The 20,889-nt window shown below is 70.7% G+C and carries 18 protein-coding genes; 11 read left to right on the top strand and 7 right to left on the bottom strand.

Translation table 11 applies throughout. The features are described from left to right. Positions 1-10: 10 nt before the first annotated feature. Entirely contained in the window at positions 11-850 is an 840-nt protein-coding gene (locus tag JOF40_RS16645) for an MBL fold metallo-hydrolase (protein WP_245343151.1), read from the top strand. A gap of 16 nt (positions 851-866) precedes the next feature. On the opposite strand, the gene JOF40_RS16640 is transcribed toward JOF40_RS16645, so the two are convergent. The 3 genes from JOF40_RS16640 to xylB form a co-directional block, all read right to left on the bottom strand. Beyond that, entirely contained in the window at positions 867-2,030 is a 1,164-nt protein-coding gene (locus JOF40_RS16640; RefSeq protein WP_188111799.1) for an ROK family transcriptional regulator, read from the bottom strand. 62 nt (positions 2,031-2,092) lie between these two features. Continuing rightward, entirely contained in the window at positions 2,093-3,253 is a 1,161-nt protein-coding gene (gene xylA, locus JOF40_RS16635; RefSeq protein ID WP_129183511.1) for a xylose isomerase, read from the bottom strand. Positions 3,254-3,296: 43 nt separating this feature from the next. Then, on the bottom strand, positions 3,297-4,682 hold the full coding sequence (gene xylB / locus JOF40_RS16630) for a xylulokinase (protein ID WP_129183513.1): 1,386 nt from the start codon (positions 4,680-4,682) through the stop codon (positions 3,297-3,299). Between the two features lie 107 nt (positions 4,683-4,789). Here xylB and JOF40_RS16625 point away from each other — a divergent pair, with 107 nt between their 5' ends. From JOF40_RS16625 to JOF40_RS16595, 7 genes are all read left to right on the top strand, one after another. Then, positions 4,790-6,451: an alkaline phosphatase D family protein gene (locus tag JOF40_RS16625; protein ID WP_129183515.1), complete on the top strand. Its 1,662-nt coding sequence runs from the start codon at positions 4,790-4,792 to the stop codon at positions 6,449-6,451. Between the two features lie 29 nt (positions 6,452-6,480). Next, positions 6,481-6,999: a flavin reductase family protein gene (locus JOF40_RS16620; RefSeq protein WP_129183517.1), complete on the top strand. Its 519-nt coding sequence runs from the start codon at positions 6,481-6,483 to the stop codon at positions 6,997-6,999. Positions 7,000-7,008: 9 nt separating this feature from the next. Then, on the top strand, positions 7,009-7,995 hold the full coding sequence (locus JOF40_RS16615; protein ID WP_129183519.1) for an SMP-30/gluconolactonase/LRE family protein: 987 nt from the start codon (positions 7,009-7,011) through the stop codon (positions 7,993-7,995). A gap of 84 nt (positions 7,996-8,079) precedes the next feature. Beyond that, on the top strand, positions 8,080-9,987 hold the full coding sequence (dxs, locus tag JOF40_RS16610) for a 1-deoxy-D-xylulose-5-phosphate synthase (protein ID WP_209674670.1): 1,908 nt from the start codon (positions 8,080-8,082) through the stop codon (positions 9,985-9,987). A gap of 15 nt (positions 9,988-10,002) precedes the next feature. Beyond that, the gene (locus JOF40_RS16605; protein WP_246152847.1) at positions 10,003-10,905 is read left to right on the top strand and encodes a PAC2 family protein; all 903 of its coding nucleotides are present in this window, start codon (positions 10,003-10,005) and stop codon (positions 10,903-10,905) included. A gap of 83 nt (positions 10,906-10,988) precedes the next feature. After that, a complete protein-coding gene (locus JOF40_RS16600) occupies positions 10,989-11,504 on the top strand; it encodes a hypothetical protein (protein ID WP_129183521.1) in 516 nt (171 codons plus the stop codon). Between the two features lie 51 nt (positions 11,505-11,555). Then, the gene (locus JOF40_RS16595; RefSeq protein WP_129183523.1) at positions 11,556-12,428 is read left to right on the top strand and encodes an acyl-CoA thioesterase; all 873 of its coding nucleotides are present in this window, start codon (positions 11,556-11,558) and stop codon (positions 12,426-12,428) included. 100 nt (positions 12,429-12,528) lie between these two features. Here JOF40_RS16595 and JOF40_RS20275 read toward each other — a convergent pair whose 3' ends face one another. Both JOF40_RS20275 and JOF40_RS16585 read right to left on the bottom strand, forming a co-directional pair. Next, the gene (locus JOF40_RS20275; protein WP_209674669.1) at positions 12,529-13,410 is read right to left on the bottom strand and encodes a MaoC family dehydratase; all 882 of its coding nucleotides are present in this window, start codon (positions 13,408-13,410) and stop codon (positions 12,529-12,531) included. A gap of 1 nt (position 13,411) precedes the next feature. Then, positions 13,412-14,761 (bottom strand): 3-oxoacyl-ACP reductase, encoded by a 1,350-nt coding sequence (locus JOF40_RS16585; protein WP_129183525.1) that lies wholly within the window; start codon positions 14,759-14,761, stop codon positions 13,412-13,414. Positions 14,762-14,913: 152 nt separating this feature from the next. Between JOF40_RS16585 and JOF40_RS16580 the strand changes: the two genes are divergently transcribed. Together JOF40_RS16580 and JOF40_RS16575 are read left to right on the top strand one after the other, a co-directional pair. After that, positions 14,914-16,272 (top strand): acetyl-CoA C-acetyltransferase, encoded by a 1,359-nt coding sequence (locus tag JOF40_RS16580; protein ID WP_209674660.1) that lies wholly within the window; start codon positions 14,914-14,916, stop codon positions 16,270-16,272. Between the two features lie 172 nt (positions 16,273-16,444). After that, positions 16,445-17,404, top strand: a complete 960-nt coding sequence (locus JOF40_RS16575; RefSeq protein ID WP_129183529.1) for an SDR family NAD(P)-dependent oxidoreductase — start codon at positions 16,445-16,447, stop codon at positions 17,402-17,404. Between the two features lie 15 nt (positions 17,405-17,419). Here the strand turns inward: JOF40_RS16575 and JOF40_RS16570 are convergent, their stop codons facing one another. Together JOF40_RS16570 and JOF40_RS16565 are read right to left on the bottom strand one after the other, a co-directional pair. Beyond that, positions 17,420-18,082 (bottom strand): SDR family oxidoreductase, encoded by a 663-nt coding sequence (locus tag JOF40_RS16570; RefSeq protein WP_129183531.1) that lies wholly within the window; start codon positions 18,080-18,082, stop codon positions 17,420-17,422. A 5-nt stretch (positions 18,083-18,087) separates the two neighbouring features. Continuing rightward, entirely contained in the window at positions 18,088-18,744 is a 657-nt protein-coding gene (locus JOF40_RS16565; RefSeq protein ID WP_129183533.1) for a TetR/AcrR family transcriptional regulator, read from the bottom strand. A gap of 50 nt (positions 18,745-18,794) precedes the next feature. On the opposite strand from JOF40_RS16565, the gene uvrB reads away from it, so the two are divergent. After that, positions 18,795-20,879: an excinuclease ABC subunit UvrB gene (uvrB, locus tag JOF40_RS16560; protein WP_129183535.1), complete on the top strand. Its 2,085-nt coding sequence runs from the start codon at positions 18,795-18,797 to the stop codon at positions 20,877-20,879. Positions 20,880-20,889: the final 10 nt, after the last annotated feature.

The raw sequence follows: 20,889 nt of genomic DNA, 5'->3' as shown, positions 1-20,889 counted from the left end.
GATCGGTCGCATGGACCTTTCGACGTCGTCGACCATCTGGCTGTGCCGCGCGTGCGGCGTGGAGCGGGGACCGTCGGACACCGAGCCCGAGCGGTGCGACATCTGCGAGGACGAGCGGCAGTACGTCCCGACCTCGGGTCAGGCGTGGGCGACGCTCGCGGGCCTGGAGGCCGAGGGACGCTCCGTGCAGGTGTCGCCGGTGGTCGAGCGGATGTGGTTCGTCGGGGCCGACGACGTCGGCATCGGCCAGCAGGCCGTCCTGGTGCAGACCGCCGACGGCAACCTGCTGTTCGACCCGCCCGGCCTGATCGACGACGCATCGGTCGAGCGGGTGCGTGAGCTCGGCGGTGTCGCAGCGGTCGTCGCGAGCCACCCGCACATGTACGGAGCGCAGTCCGCGTGGAGCGCGGCCTTCGACGACGCCCCGGTGTGGATCGCCGAGACCGACCGGCAGTGGGTCGGTCGGTGGGTGCCGGCGATGCGGACGTGGAGCGAGCCGTTCGAGGTGCTTCCGGGCATCTGGCTCCACCAGGTCGGTGGCCACTTCAAGGGCAGCACCGTGGCGCTGTGGTCGGACCCGCCGTCGCTGGGCCGTGGTGTGCTGCTCGCCGGCGACGCGATCTTCCCGGTGGCCGACGGGGGAGTGACGTTCCTGCGCAGCTACCCCAACCGCATCCCGCTGTCGGCCGGCGTCGTGCGGCGCATCGCCGATCACGTCGGCGGCTGGGAGTACGACCACCTGTTCAACAACTTCGGGGCCGGTATCGGGCCGGGTGCGGACCTGACGGTGCAGCGGTCGGCCGATCGCTACGTCGCGTGGGTCAGTGGCAGCAACGACCACCTGACCTGATGACGCTTGGGCCGGCCTACAGCGCGAGCGAGCCCGTGAACACGTCGACGAGCGCGTGCTCGGCGGCACCCAGGGCGGCGGCGTGGATGCCGAGCGAGCTGAGCCGGATCTCCGGCAGGTGCAGTTGGGCAGTCGGCAGGCGCTCGGCGAGCACGGCCTGGGCCGCCGGGACGACGAACTGTCCCAGCGGCACGAAGTAGCCGCCGAGGACGATCGCCGACGGGTCGAGCACTGCCGCCAGGGTCGCGAGCCCGCGGCCGAGGTCGAGCCCCAGCACCTCGAGCGCCGCACGCACCCGCTCGTCGTCGACGGCCCGCTCGGCGACCGCGGTGGCGGTCTGCAGGGGGGTGGACTGCTCATCCATGCCCACGGCCGTGAGCATCGCGCGCAGTCCGACGGACGCCTCCCAGCACCCCATCCGGCCGCATCCGCACTGGGCGGCCGGGTCGCCGACCGGCATGTGGCCGACCTCGCCGGCGAAGCCCGAACCGCCGCGCAGCAGCGTCCCGTCACGGACGATGCCGGCACCGATGCCGATCGTGCCGGTGAGGTAGAGCGAGTCGACGACGTCGGTCGCGACGCCGTGGGACGCCTCCGCGAGGGCTGCACAGTTGGCGTCGTTGTCGACCGTGGTGGGGCAGTCGCCGTCGAAGGCGTGCTCGAGCTCGGCGGCCAGCTCGCGGCCGTCCCAGCCGAGGTTGGGTGCCCACGACACCGTGCGGTTGTCATGCGCGACGAGACCGGGCACCGCGACGGTCGCGCTGACGACCCGCCTGCCGCCGGCCACGAGGTCTGCCCGCACGTCGGTCGCGAGCTCGACGAGCTCGCGGGCGCTGGGCGGTCGCCCGGCCGTGGAGACGGGGCGCGTTTCGACCGCCACGACGTTGCCCGACAGGTCGAGCGCGACCGCCGCCACGTAGTCGACGTTGACCTCGAGGCCGAGCCCGATGATCGACTCACCCGTGAGGGTCACCGGCCGGCCGGGACGACCCCGGCCGGCCGGCACTGCCGAGGACGACGCGACGCCGTCCTCGGTGACCGCCCGGCCGAGCTCGAGCTCGGCCACGATCGTGCCGACCGTGGCCTTGGCCAGACCCGTGCGACGGGCCAGCTCGGTGCGGCTCGCGGGGCCCTCGGCCCGCAGCGAGCGCAGGACGAGGCCCGTGTTCTGGCGCCTCACCTGCTCCGTGCCGACCGGTGCTCCGGTCGGCCGTCCGCCCGAGCCGACCCGGGGGGCCACGCTCAGCGCACCCCGTACAGGTGCTCGAGCGCCAGCTGGTCGAGGTGCTCGAACGCCGCTCCGCGGGCAGCCAGCTCGTCGGGATCGCGCAGCTCGGCCTTCTCGAGCTCGGCCCAGCCCTCGCCGTCGTCGAGCGTCGGGACGGCGAGCTCGGGCAGCTTGGCGGCCTCGAGCGCGGCCTGCACCTCCGGATCGGCGCGGAACGCCTGCACCTTGTCGCGCAGGACGAGGTAGTTGGTCATGCAGCCCGCGGCCGACGCCCAGACGCCCTTGTCGTCCTCGGTGCGGGGCGTCTTGAAGTCGAAGTGGACGGGGCCGTCGTAGCCACCGGCCAGGATCGTGTCGACGACCCAGAACGCGCCGCGCACGTTGCCGGCACCGAACCGGAAGTCCTGGTCGTAGCGCGGACCGCTCTGGCCGTTGAGGTCGATGTGGAAGAGCTTGCCCTGCCACAGCGCCTGCGCGTAGCCGTGCGCCGCGTTGAGGCCGGCCATCTCCTCGTGCCCGATCTCGGGGTTGACGCCGACCATCTCGGAGCGGTCGAGGGTGTTGATGAACGCCAGCGCGTGGCCGATCGTCGGCAGCAGGATGTCGCCGCGGGGCTCGTTGGGCTTGGGTTCGATCGCGAACTTCATGTCGTAGCCCTTGTCGTGGACGAACTCGCCCAGGACGTTGAAGGCCTCGCGGTAGCGGTCGAGTGCCGCCGCGACGTCCTTGGCAGCGCCCGACTCGGCGCCCTCGCGTCCGCCCCAGCAGACGTAGACCTTGGCGCCCAGCTCGGCGGCGAGGTCGATGTTGCGCATGACCTTGCGGATCGCGAAGCGGCGGACGTCGCGGTCGTTGGACGTGAAGCCGCCGTCCTTGAACACGGGGTGCGTGAACAGGTTGGTCGTGGCGGTCGTGACGACCAGGCCGGTGTCGTCCAGGCCCTTCTTCCAGCGCGCGATGATGCCATCGCGCTTCGCGTCGTCCGAGCCGAAGGGGATCAGGTCGTCATCGTGGAAGTTGACGCCGTACGCGCCGATGCGGGCCAGGTTCTCGAGCGCGTAGATGGGGTCCATGTCGGCGCGCGTGGCCTCGCCGAACGGGTCGCGGCCGCCGTACGCGACGGTCCAGAGCCCGAAGGAGAACTTGTCGGACGGGGCAGGGGTGGGGATGGTCATGGTCAGCCAATCTGTGTCGGTGGTGCTGGTTGTCTGTCGGGCGTCAGTGCCAGGTGGCCGTGCGGTCGCGCAGCGCGGCATAGGCCTGCCGCACGTCGGGCGTCGCCTCGGCGTCGTACGTCTCGGACGGCGGCGGCGTCCACGCGGGGAGCGTCGACGATCCCGAGAGCGCCCAGGCCGCCTGCCGCGCCGCGCCGAGCGCGACGTACTCACCGGGGGCCGGCACCGTGACGGGCGCACCGAAGATCGCCGGGGCGAGGGCGTGGACCGCCGCGTTCTGGGCAGCGCCGCCGACCATCAGGATGCGTCGGGCGGGCTGGCCGGTCATCGACGTGACGAGGTCGACGGCATCGGCCAGCGAGCACAGCAGCGCCTCGAAGGCGGCGCGGGCGACGTCCTCGCGGGACGTCGAGACGGTCAGCCCCGCCCACGTGCCGGTCGCGTCGGGACGGTTGGGCGTGCGCTCGCCGGCGTAGTAGGGCGAGATCGTGAGCCCGTTGGCACCGGCGGGGGCGGCGAGCGCGAGCCGGCCGAGCTCGTCGTGGTCGACGCCGAGCAGTGCGCACTGCAGGTCAAGGATGCGCGCGGCGTTCATCGTGGTGCCCATCGGCAGGAAGTTGCCGGTCGCGTCGGCGAAGCCCGTCACCGACCCCGTGCCGTCGGCCACGCGCGTCGTGCTGATGGTCGATGCGACGCCCGACGTGCCGATCGACACGACGACATCGCCGGGCTCGAGGTCGAGCGCGAGCGCAGCGGCCATGTTGTCGCCCGTCCCTGCACCGATCACCAGACCCGATGCGGTCACGCCGGCGATCTCGGCGGGACCCACGATGCGGGGGAGCGCGATGGCGTGCCCGATCGCCGCCTCGGCGAGATCGGGCCGCCAGACGTCATCGGCGGTTGAGAAGTAGCCTGTGCCCGATGCGTCGCCGCGGTCGGTGAACACATCGCCGCCGGAGACGTGGCGCGACACGTAGTCGTGGGGGAGCAGCACGTCGCGGGTGCGTGCGGCGGCATCGGGCTGGTGGTCGCGCAGCCAGCGCAGCTTGGTCGACGTGAACGACGCGACGAGCACGCTGCCGATCGCCTCGGCGCACTGCTGGGGGCCACCGAGCTCGGCGACGAGGTCGACGGCCTGCGGTGCGGACCGGGTGTCGTTCCAGAGCAGCGCGTCGTGCACCGGTGCCCCCGCGGAGTCCAGAGCCACCATGCCGTGCTGCTGACCGCCGACGGAGATCGCGGACGCGCGCTCGATCAGGCCGTCGGTCGCGGAGTCGAACGCCGTGAGCCACGCCCGCGGGTCGACCGCGGTGCCGGTCGGATGGGGGGCCGACGCGTGCGCCACGACCTCGCCGGTCGCTGCGTCGACGAGGACGGCCTTGGTCGACTGGGTCGACGAGTCGATGCCGAGCACCAGGTCAGTTGCCATGACCCATGTTTAGTATGACTCTTGAACTAAGTCAACCACCAACATCTTCTCCGAGACGTCGGGTCGGTGTCGTCGGCCGTTCACCTGAGCGGGCGAGGACTGGATGCATGCCCACCACGCGACGAGACTTCCTGACCTACGGCGCCGTCATCGGCGCCGGCGCCGTGACCCCGGTGCTCGCCACCGGCCCGGCCGATGCGCGCACTCACGCCCTCAACCTGCGACGCGACCCGTTCACGCTCGGCGTAGCCGCCGGCGATCCCGACCCCGACGGATTCGTGATCTGGACCCGGCTCGCGGTCGACCCGTTGGCCGGCGACGGGTTGGGCGGCATGCCGTCGCTGCGCGTCCCCGTGGCCTGGCAGGTCGCGACCGACGAGCGGTTCCGCAGGATCGTCCGGCGAGGGGTCACCCGCACCGACCGCGACCGTGGGTACGCGGTGCACGTCGAGGTCGACGACCTCGAGCCGTCGCGCGAGTACTGGTACCGCTTCTCGGTCGGCCCCTTCCTGTCGCGCACCGGACGTGCCGTCACGGCCCCGCCCCGCGGAGTGATGCCCTCGGCGCTGGCGATGTCGTTCGTCTCGTGCGCGCAGCTCGAGCACGGCCTGTTCACGGCCTACCGGCGGCTGGCCGAGGACCGGCCCGATCTCGTGCTGCACCTGGGCGACTACCAGTACGAGTACACCGCCGGTGCCTACGTGGCTCCGGGCGGCAACGTGCGCGACCACGACGGCCCCGAGACCACGACGCTCGAGGGCTACCGGCAGCGTCACGCGCAGTACAAGACCGATCTCGACCTGCAGGAGGCGCACGCGGCGACCGCCTGGGCCGTCGTGTTCGACGACCACGAGGTCGACAACAACTGGGCCGGCGACATCCCCGAGAAGCCCGCCGAGACGCCCGGCTTCCTCGCCCGGCGCAAGGCCGCGTTCCGCGCGTACTACGAGAACATGCCGCTGCGCCGGACGTCGGTGCCGCGGGGGGCGAACATGCAGATCTACCGCCGCCTCCACTGGGGCCGGCTCGCGACGTTCCACATGCTCGACACACGGCAGTTCCGCGACGACCAGGGCTGCGGAGACGGCTACCGGACGGACTGCCCGGCCGCCGCCGACCCCGCGCGGTCGATCACGGGCCAGGCGCAGGAGGAGTGGCTGATCGACGGCTTTCGGCACTCGCGGGCGCGGTGGGACGTGCTGGGCCAGCAGGTGTTCTTCGCCCAGCGCGACAACGACCAGGGGCCGCTGACGACCGTGTCGATGGACGCCTGGGACGGCTACGCGGCATCGCGCGACCGCATCACGCGGGGCTGGGTCGACGCCGGGGTGCGCAATCCCGTGGTGCTGACCGGCGACGTGCACGCCCACTGGGCCAGCGAGCTCAAGCTCGACTACGACGACCCGACGGGGCCGTCGGTCGGCACCGAGCTGGTGTGCTCGTCGATCACCTCGGGCGGCAACGGCTCGGACTCGGCTGCCACGGCCCATCCGTGGCTCGCCTGGAACCCACACCTCAAGTTCCAGAACAACCTGCGCGGCTACGTCAACACCACGATCACGCCGGACGACCTCACGGCCGACTTCCGCTGCGTCGACCAGGTGCGCACCCCGGGGGCCGAGGCGTTCACCCGGGCCACGTTCGTCGTCGAGGACCGTGTACCGGCACTCAACCTGACGTACGACCGCGCACCCGTCAGCACGTTCTCCCGCCGGAGCGCCCAGGACGTCTCCCGCGAGACCGTCGAGCTGGAGACTCAGCGGCCGTAGGCGCGGCGGGACGTCCGTAGGGTTGGGGCGTGACGATCCACAGCGACCACCCGTTCGTCCCGCCCGAGGGCGAGCGCGACCCCCTGCGACGGCTTCGGGGGCGACTGCCGTCGCCGGTGTCGGTGTGGACGACCGGCAGCGGTCGCGATCGCGCGGGACTCACGATCTCGTCCCTGCTGGTGGCCGACGGCGATCCCGCCCGGGTGCTGGGCCTCGTCGACGCCGACTCCGACTTCTGGGACGAGGACCCGTCGACCTGGGTCGTCAACGTCCTCGGCGCGGATCACCGCTTCCTGGCCGATGCCTTCGCCGGCACTGCCCCCGCGCCCGGTGGCCCGTTCACGCTCGGCACGTGGTCCGACGGCGAGTGGGGGCCCGTGCTCGACGGCTCGGTCGGCTGGCTGGGCGTCCGGCGCGCTGACACCGAGCCCCGCCAGGTGGGCTGGGGGCTGCTGGTCGAGGGCGTCGTCGAACGGGCCGAGATCGGACCTGCCGAGGCGATGGTCCACGTGCGCGGACGCTATCGCGGGGTCAGCCCCACGTCCTAGGGTCGGGGGATGACCAAGCCGTCCGTCGATCCCGCCCGCTGGACCCCTCCTGCCTCCGCGCCGCCGGGACGACCCGTGCCCCCGGCGGGCCTGCGGGTCGTCGAGACGTCCGGCCACGGGACCGAGGACGTCGTCGTCCTCGCCGACGGTACCGTCGTGACCGGGGTCGTCGACGGCAGGCTGCTCGCGATCGACCCGGCAACGGGTGACGAGACCGTGATCGGCGACACCGGCGGGCGACCGCTCGGCATCGAGGTGCATCCGGACGGCGGACTGGTGGTCTGCGACGCCCACCGCGGTCTGCTGCACGTCGACGACGCCGGTGCCGTCACGGTCCTGGCAGACTCCTTCGAGGGCACGCCTTTCATGTTCTGCAACAACGCCGCGGTCGGCCGCGACGGCACGATCTGGTTCACCGACAGCTCCATCAAGTTCGGCATCGACCACTGGCGCGGCGACCTCATCGAGCACCGCCCGACCGGACGGCTGTTCCGCCGCGACCCCGACGGCACCCTGACGGTGCTGCTCGACGAGCTGGCCTTCGCCAACGGCGTCGCCCTGGCACCCGACGAGTCGTTCGTCGTCGTGGCCGAGACGGGCGCGTACGGGCTGAGGCGGTTGTGGGTGACGGGCGACCGCGCCGGCGACTGGGAGTCGTTCGGCGACGTCCTGCCGGGCTTTCCCGACAACATCTCGACGGGCGACGACGGCAACGTCTGGGTCGCGATCGCGTCGCCGCGCGACGCCGCCCTCGACCTGTTGCTGCCACGTGTGCCGCTGTTGCGCCGGCTGGTGTGGGCGCTGCCCCAGCGCCTGCAGCCCCAGCCGAAGAAGCTCATCCGGGTGCAGGCCTACGCGCCCGACGAGACCCTGGTGCACGACGTCGCGGGGGATCACCCCGGCTTCGGGATGCCCACGGGTGTGCGGCAGGTCGGTGACGTCGTCTGGCTCGGCAGCCTCGAGTCGTCGACGGTCGCCGCGTTCGACCTGCCGTGAGCCGGGTCGCCACACCGGCCGTGACGTGGCCCGTCACATGCCCATCGGGCAGCGCGCTCGGTCGACCTCGATAGACTGACCCCTATGGCCGAACACCGGGAGGACACCGACGTGAGCATCCTCGCGAACCTGTCGGGACCGGCTGACCTCCGCGCCATGGACGACGCGCAGCTGACCGAGCTGGCCGCCGAGATCCGCGAGCTGCTGATCGCGACGGTCGCCTCCAACGGCGGCCACCTCGGCCCCAACCTCGGCGTCGTCGAGCTCGGCATCGCGATCCACCGGGTGTTCGACTCCCCGTCCGACCGCATCGTCTGGGACACCGGCCACCAGTCGTACGTGCACAAGATGCTGACGGGGCGCGCCGGCGAGTTCGCCACGCTGCGCCGTGAGGGCGGGCTGTCGGGCTATCCGAGCCGTGCGGAGTCCGAGCACGACTGGGTCGAGAACTCGCACGCCTCGACGAGCCTGTCGTACGCCGACGGCATGGCCAAGGCCAACCACCTGCTGGGCAACGACGACTACGTCGTCGCGGTCATCGGCGACGGTGCGCTCACGGGCGGCATGGCCTGGGAGGCGCTCAACAACATCGCCGCCGACAGCGACCGCCGCCTCATCGCGATCGTCAACGACAACGGCCGCTCCTACACCCCGACGGTCGGCGGACTGGCGAACCGGCTCACCGAGATCCGCACCAACCCCCGCTACGAGCCGACGCTCAGCGCCATCAAGGAGCGCCTCACCCGCAGCCGGTTCGGCGGTACCCAGGCCTACGAGGCGCTGCACGCCATCAAGAAGGGCGTCAAGGACGCCCTCGCGCCGCAGGGCATGTTCGAGGACCTCGGCCTCAAGTACATCGGCCCCGTCGACGGCCACGACCGCGCATCGGTCGAGCACGCCCTCGATCGCGCTCGCACGTTCGGCGGCCCCGTGCTCGTGCACGTGCTGACAACCAAGGGCCACGGCTACGACATCGCGGTCGCCAACGAGAACGACCAGATGCACCAGGCCAATCCGTTCGACCGCGCGACCGGCGACGCGCTCAGCATCGCCCCGGCCGGCTGGACGTCGGTGTTCCGCGACGAGATCGTCCGCATCGCCGACGAGCGTCCCGACGTCGTGGGCATCACCGCCGCGATGCTCTACCCCGTGGGCCTCGACGCCTTCGCCGACAAGTTCCCCGACCGGGTGTTCGACGTCGGCATCGCCGAGCAGCACGCCGTCACCAGCGCCGCCGGCCTAGCGATGGGCGGGCTCCACCCCGTCGTCGCGGTGTACGCGACGTTCATCAACCGGGCGTTCGACCAGGTGCTGCTCGACGTCGCGCTGCACCGCTGCGGCGTCACGTTCGTGCTCGACCGCGCGGGCGTCACGGGCGACGACGGTGCCAGCCACAACGGCATGTGGGACATGTCGCTCCTGCAGATCGTCCCCCGCCTGCGCATCGCGGCACCCCGTGACGGCTCCCAGCTGCGCGAGCTGCTGCGCGAGGCCGTCGACGTCGACGACGCGCCCACGGTCGTGCGCTTCGCCAAGGGCCCCGTCTGCGAAGACCTGCCGGCGATCGAGCGTCTCGGCACCGCCGACGTCCTGTCGCGCGACGACGCCACAGACGTCCTGCTCGTGGCGGTGGGTGCCTTCGGGCACCTCGGTGTCGAGGTCGCCACGCTGCTGCGCGCGCAGGGGCTCGGCGTCACGCTCGTCGACCCGCGGTGGGTCAAGCCCGTCGACCCGGCCATCGTCCGGCTCGCCGCCGACCACACCGTCGTCGTCACGGTCGAGGACAACGGACGACAGGGCGGCGTCGGTGCCGCGATCGCCCTCGCGGTGCGCGACGCCGGCATCGACACGCCCGTCCACGTCCACGGCGTCGAGCAGGAGTTCCTCGACCACGCCAAACGCGACGTGATCCTGGGCAGGCTGGGCCTCACGGCACAGGCCGTGGCCGACGACACCCTGGCTGCTCTGGGTCGGAATAGCGCGAACGGCTAGGAGGTTGACGACATCGTGAAGAACTGGCGACCACGACGGCTGCGCGACACCCCGTCCACCGGCGACGGCTCCGGACCCGTGCTGATCCATGCGCTCGACGGCTTCCTGGGTGCCGGATCGGCCGCGCGTCTGGCCGCCGAGCAGCTCAGCTCGGGCCAGGGCGAGGTCGTGCACGAGTTCGACCTCGACGAGATGTTCGACTACCGCGCGCGTCGACCCATGATGGCGTTCCGCGAGAATCACTACGCCGACTACGCCGAGCCCACGCTGCAGGTCGTCCTCGAGCACGACGGCAACGGCGAGCCCTACCTGCTGCTCACCGGACCCGAGCCCGACTTCCTGTGGGAGCGGTTCGTCGGCGAGGTGCACGAGGTCATCGAGGAGCACGACGTGCCCCTGACGCTGGGCCTCGGTGCCGTCCCCATGGGCGTCCCGCACACCCGCCCGGCCATGATCACGGCCCACGGCACCCGTCCCGAGCTCGTTGACCGGCAGAACATGTGGTCGGCCCAGGTCACGGTGCCGTCGTCGGCCCAGTCGCTGCTGGAGTACCGCCTGGGCCAGTGGGGGCTCGACGCCGCCGGCTACGTCGTGCACGTGCCCCACTACCTCGCGCAGATCGACTACCCGCCTGCGGCACTCGCGCTGATCGACGCGTTGACCGATCGCACCGGTCTGGTCATCGACGTCGAGCGGCTGCGGGCGCGACAGAGCGATGCGCTCAAGGAGATCGAGGAGCAGATCGAGGAGCAGGGCGGTGCCGGTCTGCTCAGCGGCCTCGAGGAGCAGTACGACGCCTTCACGCGCGGGGCGGCGCAGTCGCTGCTGGCCAGCGACGAGGAGCTCCCGAGCGGCGACGAGCTGGCCGACCAGTTCGAGCAGTTCCTTGCGCGCCAGCGCAAGAACGACCAGGGTTGACGCGCGCTCCAAGACCTGCCTCGGCCCACCGCTCGGCATCGCGATAGTGTCGTTGGAGACAACTTCTCTGCGGGAGGCGCACCATGGGCATGTTCGACACGATCAAGAGCGCACTGGCCGGCCCCGATCCGGCCCAGACCCTGCGCAGGGTGCTGGGCGACGACACGCTCCTGGCATTCGTCCCGGTGATGGCCTCGGGGTCGGCCGTCGCCGACAACAAGCGGCCGCGCGACCTCGGAGACCTGGCGGGCAAGGCAGCCAACCGGTTGAAGGACGCGTACATCGCCGACAAGCACATCGGCGGCGACGAGGGGAGCATCGCTCGATCGCTCCCCAACACCACCGACATCCTGGTTCTCGCCCTCGCCGAGAAGACCATCAGCCTGTGGTCGTTCGGACCCAGCGGGCGCAAGACCGACCCCGACCTGGTGGCCCGCATCCCGCGTGAGCAGGTCGCCTCCATCGCCGACACCGGCAAGCGGACGGTACGCGGTCACATCCGGCTGGGCTTCGCCGACGGGTCCTTCTTCGACGAGCAGACCCTCAAGACGCCGTCGGAGGAGTTCTGGCAGGCCGCCGACGCCTACGGCCGAGGCTGATCATCGTTCGGGCTTCGTGGCACCGGCGCTGCCTCCCGATAGGGTGCTGGGGTGCCCGCATCTCTTGACGAAGTCATCGGCCTGCTCGACCTCGAACGACTGGAGGTCGGCCTCTACCGCGGCTCCCAGCCCGAGGCGTCGTCGCTCAAGCGGGTCTTCGGCGGGCAGGTCGCCGCGCAGGCCCTGATGGCGGCGCAGCTCACGGTTCCCGACGACCGGTTCGTGCACTCGCTTCACCTGTACTTCATCCTGGGCGGCGATCCGAGCATCCCGATCGTGTACGACGTCGAGAACGTCCGCGACGGCCGGTCGTTCGTGACGAGGCGCGTGGCGGCACGTCAGCACGGCGAGATCATCTTCTACATGACCGCCTCGTTCCAGGTCGAGGAGGGCGGCTGGGACCACCAGGACCGGATGCCCGAGGTGCCGGGCCCCGACGACGCGACGCCGCTGCTCGAGATCGTCCGGCTGCGCGGCCCCGAGGCAGTGGCCCACTGGGAGCAGGAGTGGTCGTCGTTCGACATGCGCTACATCGGCGACAACCGCCCCGAGGACGACCCGCAGCGGCAGCTGACCCCCGCGGTGCAGCGTCTGTGGTTCAAGGCCAACGGCACGCTGCCCGACTCCCGCATCGTCCACAACGCGGCGTTCACGTACATCAGCGATCTCAGCCTGCTCGGGGCGAGCCTCGTGCCGCACGGGCAGTTCATCGGCTCCGAGGTCGTCCAGCCGGCATCGCTCGACCACACGATCTGGTTCCACCGGCCGTTCCGCGCGGACGAGTGGCTGCTCTACGACCAGACGTCGCCGTCGGCATCGGGCGCACGCGGACTCAGCACCGCCCACGTGTTCACCGAGGACGGCACGCTCGTCGCGACGGTGGCCCAGGAGGGCCTGATCCGCCACATCACGCCGAAGGCGTAGGCCGCGACATAGCCCGCGAGATGTCGGCACTTATCGACCGGCGGGGACCCGTTTCAGGTCGATAAGTGCCGACATCTCGTTGGGTCGGGTGCTCGGGTGCTCAGGTGAGCGGGGCGACCTGTCCGACCAGGTGCGGGACGGGCTTGCGTGCGCCCTTGACCCCGAACGTCAGCACGTCGCCGTCGACGGACGAGCCGAGCACGACCGTGGTCGGCAGCAGGATCGGCTTGCGGAACTCCGCGACGTTCGTGAACGCGTCCGGCAGCCTGTTGTCGACCGCCGCGAGTCCCCGCGCGAGCGTCCACATGCCGTGGGCGATGTTGCTCGGGAACCCGAACGCCTTGGCCGTCAACGGGTAGAGGTGGATGGGGTTGCGGTCGCCAGAGATGGCGGCGTACCGGCGACCGAGGTCACCGGCGAGCTTCCAGTGCACGACGCCGTCGGGCACCTCGACGCCGGCCAGGGGGGCCGAGGTCTGCTCGGGCGAACCGCCCTTGTGCCGCGAGAACAGCGTCATGGTCTCGTCCCACACGATCTCGTCGCCGACGGAGACCGTCGTGTTGATGTCGATCAGCGAGCCCTTGGGGTGGGGACGCAGGTCGGCGGCGCGCACCGACACGTCGAGCACCTCGGTCACGCCGATCGGACGGTGCTGCCTGATGCTGTTGCGCAGGTGCACCAGGCCCATGGGCGCGAACGGGAACGACGTGTCGGTCATGAGCGTCATGTGGAGGCCGAACGCCGCCATGTGCGGGTACGTGGCCGGCAGCGTGTCGGAGCGCGGGAACCCGCAGACCTCGTTGTAGGCGTCGAGGTGACGGGGGTCCGTGACGACCCCGCGGCGCTCGAGCACGACGTCGGGCACCGAGCCCTTGGCGTGCTTGACGCCCGGTAGCCCGCCGACGACGGGGATCGCCGGCAGGGCCGCCTTGAGCATCAGCGGCAGGGTCGCCGGGGCCTTGGTGAAGACGCGCGTGGTCACGTCAGGCACCGATCAGGGCCTGGCCGCACACGCGGACGACGTTGCCGGAGATCGCGGACGACCCGGGGTGGGCGTACCAGGCGATGGCCTCGGCGACGTCGATCGGCAGTCCGCCCTGCGACAGCGAGCTGAGCCGGCGTCCGGCCTCGCGGATGCCCAGCGGCATGGTCTTGACCATGTCGGTCTCGATGAAGCCCGGCGCGATCGCGTTGACCGTGATGCCGTCCCTGGCGACGCGCTTCGACAGGTCGCCGACGAAGCCGATGACGCCGGCCTTGGCGGTGCCGTAGCTGGTCTGGCCGTTGTTGCCCGCGATGCCGGCGATCGAGGAGATGCCGATGACACGGCCGCCCTTGCGCAGCAGCTTCTGGTCGAGCAGCTCGGCCGTGATGCGCTGGGGGGCACCGACGCTGATGTCGATGACCAGGTTCCAGTTCTCGGTCTTCATGTTCTTGAGCCGCTTGTCGCGCGTGATGCCCGCGTTGTGGACGACGATGTCGACGCCGCCGTGAGCGTCCTTGAGCGCCTGGGCGATGACCTGGGGCGCCTCGGGTGCCGTGATGTCCTCGGCGATCGAGGTGCCACCGAGCTCGGCCATGACGACGTCGAGCTCGTCCTTGAGGGCGGGCACGTCGAGGCCGACGATCGCCGCGCCGTCACGGTGCAGGGTGCGGGCCATGGCGGCACCGAGGCCGCGCGAGGCACCCGTGATGAGCGCGACCTTGCCGGCCAGCGGCTTGGTGGGGTCGGCGACGGTGTCGGGGGAGACCAGCTCGGTCAGGCCCAGGCGGATGACCTGGCCGGAGACGAAGGCCGACTTGGGGGACAGCAGGAACTCCAGCGTCGACGCCAGGGCGCCCTCGCTGCCGGTGCCGACGTAGACCAGGTTGGCCGTGCTGCCGTTGCCGCCGACCTCCTTGCCGGCCGAGCGGACGAAGCCCTCGAGGGCGCGCTGCGCGATCGCGGCGGTCTCGGTCTCGGCCTGCTCGGGCAGGGCGCCGATGACGACGAGACGTCCCGATCCGGCGAGGCTGCGCAGCGCGGGGGTGAAGAACTGCTGCATCGCGGCGAGGCCTGCGGTGTCGGAGATGCCGGTCGCGTCGAACACCAGCGCCTTGTACTTCTTGCCGTCCGCACGGACGCCGACGGCCTCGATGCCGCTCGACTTCAGCGTCGCGTTGAGCGTCGTGCCGATCGTGCTCTGCGGAGCCGCGCCGATCAGGACGGTGCCCTTGACCAGGGGAGCACCCTCGGTCCAGCGCTCCAGGACGGGCGGGTTGGGCAGACCCAGGTTCGTGACGATGAACTTGCCGATCGGGTTGTGCGCGAGCGACTGGTAGCGATCAGTCATGAGGAGGGTGTGTCCTATCTCTCGGATACCATCGGTATCTGGAATGATGCTGAAACTGTAACGTCATGGTTCGACGCCAGTCCACCACCCGTGGCTGCGGCGCTCATCACGTTCCATCACTGCCACTGTTCACCACGATCGAGGAGACCGCCATGGCGGACACGACCCCCGCGAAGAAGGCCCCCGCCAAGAAGGCGGCCGCGCCCACGACAGCCGATGCCGGCTCGGCCCAGGAGGTGCGCCGCGTCGCGGTCATCGGCGGCAACCGCATCCCGTTCGCGCGGTCCAACACCGTCTACACCAACGTCTCCAACCAGGAGATGCTGACGGCCGCGCTCGACGGTCTCGTCGACCGCTTCGGCCTCGAGGGCGAGCGGGTCGGCGAGTTCGCCGCCGGTGCCGTCCTCAAGCACAGCCGCGACTTCAACCTGGCTCGCGAGACGGTTCTGGGCTCCAAGCTCTCGCCCGACACCCCGGCCTTCGACGTGCAGCAGGCCTGCGATACCGGCATCCAGGCCGCGATCCTCGTCGCCAACAAGATCGCGCTCGGCAAGATCGAGACCGGCGTCGCCGGCGGCTCCGACACGACGTCCGACGCCCCGCTCGCGATCGGCGACAAGCTGCGCAAGATCCTGCTCGAGGCCAACCGCGCCAAGGACAACAAGGGACGTGTCAAGGCCCTCGCCAAGATCCGGCCCGCCTTCCTGGCCCCCGACCAGCCCCGCAACGCCGAGCCCCGCACGGGCCTGTCGATGGGCGACAGCCAGGCCATCACGACCAAGGAGTGGGGCATCACCCGCGAGGCGCAGGACGAGCTGACCGTCGCGTCGCACCAGAACCTCGCCGCCTCGTACGACGAGGGCTGGCAGGACGACCTCGTCACGCCGTTCCAGGGCGTCACGAAGGACAACAACCTGCGGGCCGACTCGAGCCTCGAGAAGCTCGCCAAGCTCAAGCCGGTCTTCGGCAAGTCGTTCGGCGAGGAGGCAACCATGACGGCCGCGAACTCGACGCCACTGTCCGACGGTGCGTCCGTCGTGCTGCTGGCGTCCGAGGACGAGGCGAAGAAGCGCGGCTGGACGCCGGAGGCCTACTTCGTCGACTACGAGACCGCCGCCGTCGACTACGTGTCGGGTGCCGAGGGCCTGTTGATGGCGCCCGTCTACGCCGTCCCGCGCATGCTCGCCCGTCAGGGCCTGACGCTGCAGGACTTCGACTTCTACGAGATCCACGAAGCGTTCGCCGGCCAGGTGCTGACGACGCTCGCGGCATGGGAGGATCCCGCGTTCTGCAAGGAGAAGCTCGGCCTCGACGTCCCCCTCGGCTCGATCGACCGCAGCAAGCTCAACGTCAAGGGATCGTCGCTCGCCGCGGCGCACCCCTTCGCCGCGACCGGCGGCCGCATCGTCGCCAACTTGGCCAAGCTGCTGCACGAGAAGGGCTCGGGCCGCGGCCTGATCTCGATCTGCGCGGCCGGCGGCCAGGGCGTCGTCGCGATCCTCGAGGCCTGACCCAGGGACGCATCTTGCTGCCTTTCGGCAGTCAGAGCAGCAGCAACGCAGAGACATCGGTCCACTCAGGGACCGATGTCTCTGCGTTTGCGCTGCCGGGACGACCTGAACGTAGAAAGATCGGTCCGCCCGGCTTGCGTTGGAGCGCACTCCAGCACCTAGCGTCGACGTCATGACCACCACGCAGCAGCCCATCGGCTCCGGCTTCGGAGCCCAGTCAACCGCCGACGACGTGCTCGCGGGCATCGACCTGACCGGCCGGACCATCCTCGTGACCGGCGGCTACTCCGGCATCGGCATCGAGACGACCCGCGCCCTCGTGAAGGCAGGTGCCGATGTCGTGGTGCCAGCCCGCCGCCCCGACAGTGCCCGCGAGCAGCTCGCGGGCATCGACCGCGTCGACGTCGACGAGCTCGACCTCGGCGACCTCGACAGCGTCGCCTCCTTCGCAGCCCGCTTCGTCGACAGCGGCCGCACGCTCGACGCCGTGATCGACAGCGCCGGCATCATGGCGACGCCCGAGACCCGTGTCGGTCCGGGGTGGGAGGCCCAGTTCGCCACCAACCACCTCGGCCACTTCGCCCTCGTCAACCGGTTGCGCCCGGCCCTCGCCGACGGGGCCCGCGTCGTGTCGGTCTCGTCCACCGGCCACCTGCGCTCCGGCATCCGCTGGGACGACATCGACTTCACGAGCGGCGACTACGACAAGTGGGACGCCTACGGTCAGGCCAAGACCGCCAACGCCCTGTTCGCCGTGCACCTCGACGCCCTCGGCCGCGAGTCGGGCCTGCGGGCGTTCTCCCTGCACCCTGGCGGCATCCTGACCCCGCTGCAGCGGCACCTGCCCCTCGAGGAGCAGGTGGCGATGGGCTGGGTCAACGCCGACGGGTCCCCGAAGAACGCCTCGGCGTTCAAGTCGCCCGAGCAGGGGGCCGCGACGCAGGTGTGGGCGGCGACCTCACCGCAGCTCGACGGCCTGGGCGGTCTCTACCTCGAGGACTGCGACGTCGCGGCACCGAACGTGCCGGACGGTCCGCGGCGTGGTGTCGCGGCCCATGCGACCGATCCGGAGCAGGCTGCCCGCCTGTGGGCGCTGTCGGCCGAGCGCACTGGCGTCGACGCTTTCGCGTAGCCCCGTTGCGCCCCGCTAGAACCTCGAGCTGAACCCGCCGTCGGCGTGCAGCAGCTGGCCGGAGATCCAGCGGCCGGCCGGCGAGACCAAGAAAGCGACGACGTCCGCGACGTCGCGGGGCTCGCCGAGCCGCCCAAGGGGGTGGTGCGGCAGCAGGCCCGCGCGGACGTCGTCGTCCATCCAGCCCGTGTCGATCGGCCCGGGGTTGAGCACGTTGGCGGAGATGCCGAGGGGCCCGAGCTCCCTCGCGGCGGAGATCACGATGCGGTCGAGGGCACCCTTGGAGGCACCGTAGGGGAGGTTGCCGGTCGTGGCGTCGCTCGTGAGGGCCACGACCGCGCCGCCGTCGACGACCTGGCGCGCGAACGCCGCGATCATGAGCAGGGCGGCCCGCGCGTTGACCGCGACGTGCCGGTCGAAGCTCTCCGCCGTCGTGTCGAGGATCCCCGTCTCGACGTCATGGGAGTGGCTCAGCACCAGGGCGTCGAGGGGGCCGTGCTCGCGCAGGGCCCGTGCGACGAGCTCGCCAGGTGCGTCCGGCTCGGAGAGGTCGCAGTCGAGGTGGCTGCCGGAGAGGTCGGACGTCACGACGTCCCAGCCGTCCGACTCCAGCCGCGTCACGATGCCCGCGGCGATGCCGCCGGTGAGGGCGACGCCCGTGACCAGCCCGCGGGGCACGGGCGTCAGGACTCGGTGCCGCGGGCCATCGCGACGGCTGCGATCAGCACGAGCGACTTGACCTCGTCGAACGGCACGGCGTCGACCGCGGGCAGGCCCGGGTTCTCCTCGCGCACCGACAGCTGCAGGGTCGCGAGGTTGAGGACGCCGAGCGCCTGCGTGTAGAAGATGTTGGCCATCAGGTTGGGGTCGCGGACGTGGAACTGCCCGGACGCGACGCCGGCCTGCAGGATCTCGACGGCGTGGTTGAGGCAACCTGCCATGGCCAGGCCGAGGTCGATCATGACCTTCTGGCTGACCTCCTCCATGAGCTCCTCGCCGCGTCGGCGCAGCAGCGCCTGCGCGCAGTCGACGAATGCCGGGAGTGCCGCGCCGAAGTCGAGGAACGTCGCGGTGATGGTGCGCAGGCGCTGCTCGGGGTCGACCGTGGGGTCGTCGACGGCGGCCAGCGTGCGATCGAGCTCCTGCAGGTATCCGACGAGGGTCTCGGCGAACAGCTCCTCCTTGCCGGAGAAGTGGCGGTAGATGATCGCGCGGTTGATGCCGACGGCCCGGGCGATGTCCTCGATCTGGGCGTCCCTCACTCCGCGCTCGTCGAACAGGGTCCGCGTCGCCTCCAGGATCTCCCTCTTGCGCTCTGCGCGGCGTTCCGAAACGACCATGGGTCTCACTTTAGAGGTGCTCTGTCGGTGGCTGGTCGTAGGCTCGACGCATGAGGTCCGTTTCAGAGCTTAAGCGCCAGGTCGCCCCCATCGAGGTCGTGTCCGACTACGTCCCGGCGGGCGACCAGCCCGCGGCGATCGCCGAGCTCGAGAAGCGCATCAAGGCCGGTGCGATGGACAACGTCCTGCTGGGCGCCACGGGCACCGGCAAGACCGCGACGACCGCCTGGCTGGCCGAGCGCCTGCAGCGTCCGATGCTGGTCATGATGCCCAACAAGCTGCTGGCTGCCCAGTTCGCCAACGAGCTGCGCGAGCTGCTGCCGAACAACGCCGTCGAGTACTTCGTCTCGTACTACGACTACTACCAGCCCGAGGCCTACATCGCGCAGAGCGACACCTACATCGAGAAGGACTCCTCGATCAACGAGGAGGTCGAGCGGCTGCGGCACTCGGCCACGTGGTCGCTGCTGACGCGTCGCGACGTCATCGTCGTCGCGACGGTCTCGTGCATCTACGGCCTCGGCTCGGCGCAGGAGTACCTCGAGCGCATGATCGGCTTCAAGGTGGGCGAGGAGATGGCCCGCGAGCAGCTGCTGCGCACGCTCGTCGAGGCCCAGTACGTCCGCAACGACGTCGCCACGACCCGCGGCACGTTCCGGGTCAAGGGAGACACCGTCGAGATCTTCCCCGTCTACCAGGAGCATGCCGTCCGGGTCGAGTTCTTCGGCGACGAGATCGAGCGGCTCATGACGCTGCACCCCGTCACCGGCGAGGTGCTGAGCGACGACCAGGAGCTCTTCGTCGGCTCCGCCACGCACTACGCGGCGGGCCCCGCGACGATGCGCCGGGCGATCGAGACGATCAAGGTCGAGCTCGAGGAGCGCCTGGCCGAGCTCGAGGGGCAGGGCAAGCTGCTCGAGGCGCAGCGTCTGCGCATGCGCACGACCTACGACATCGAGATGATGGAGCAGGTCGGCACCTGTGCGGGCATCGAGAACTACTCGCGCCACATGGACCAGCGCGGTCCGGGCACCCCGGGTCACTGCCTGCTCGACTACTTCCCCGACGACTTCGTGCTGGTGGTCGACGAGTCGCACGTGACGATCCCTCAGATCGGCGCGATGTACGAGGGCGACATGTCGCGCAAGCGCAACCTCGTCGACTTCGGCTTCCGACTGCCCAGCGCGATGGACAACCGTCCGCTCAAGTGGGCCGAGTTCCTCGAGCGCATCGGCCAGACGGTCTACCTGTCGGCCACCCCCGGCAACTACGAGATGGACAAGGTGCAGGGCGATGTCGTCGAGCAGATCATCCGTCCCACGGGCCTGATCGACCCCGAGGTCGTGGTCAAGCCCACCAAGGGGCAGATCGACGATCTGATCACCCAGATCCGCACCCGCACCGACAAGAACGAGCGCGTGCTGGTCACGACGCTGACCAAGAAGATGTCCGAGGACCTCACCGACTACCTGCTCGAGGCCGGCATCCGCACGCGCTACCTGCACTCCGAGGTCGACACCCTGCGGCGCGTCGAGCTGCTGCGCGAGCTGCGCATGGGGGAGTACGACGTCTTGGTGGGCATCAACCTGCTGCGCGAGGGCCTCGACCTGCCCGAGGTCAGCCTCGTGGCGATCCTCGACGCCGACAAGGAGGGCTTCCTGCGCTCGGAGCGCTCGCTCATCCAGACGATCGGCCGCGCGGCACGCAATGTGTCGGGCCAGGTCATCATGTACGCCGACCGCATCACCGACTCGATGGCGTACGCGATCGACGAGACCAACCGGCGCCGTGCCAAGCAGGTCGCCTACAACACCGAGCACGGCATCGACCCGACGCCGCTGCGCCGCAAGATCGGCGACATCACCGACATGCTGGCCCGCGAGGACGCCGACACGGCCTCGCTGCTGGCGGCGACCGGTGACAAGCGCCGCAAGGGTGCCCCCGTCCCGCTCGGCCAGCACACCAAGAACCTGGCCGACCTGCCGTCGGGCGAGCTGGCTGATCTCATCGAGCAGCTCAGCGAGCAGATGCGTGCCGCGGCGGCCGAGCTGCAGTTCGAGGTGGCGGCCCGGTTGCGCGACGAGATCGGTGACCTCAAGAAGGAGCTGCGCAGCATGCTGGAGGCCGGTGCCTGAGGCGCTACGC

Origin of the sequence: Aeromicrobium fastidiosum (assembly GCF_017876595.1) — a bacterium.
Classification (GTDB): Bacteria; Actinomycetota; Actinomycetes; order Propionibacteriales; family Nocardioidaceae; genus Aeromicrobium; species Aeromicrobium fastidiosum.
Note: the sequence above shows the minus strand (reverse complement) of the source record. Positions and strands in the feature narration are given on the sequence as shown.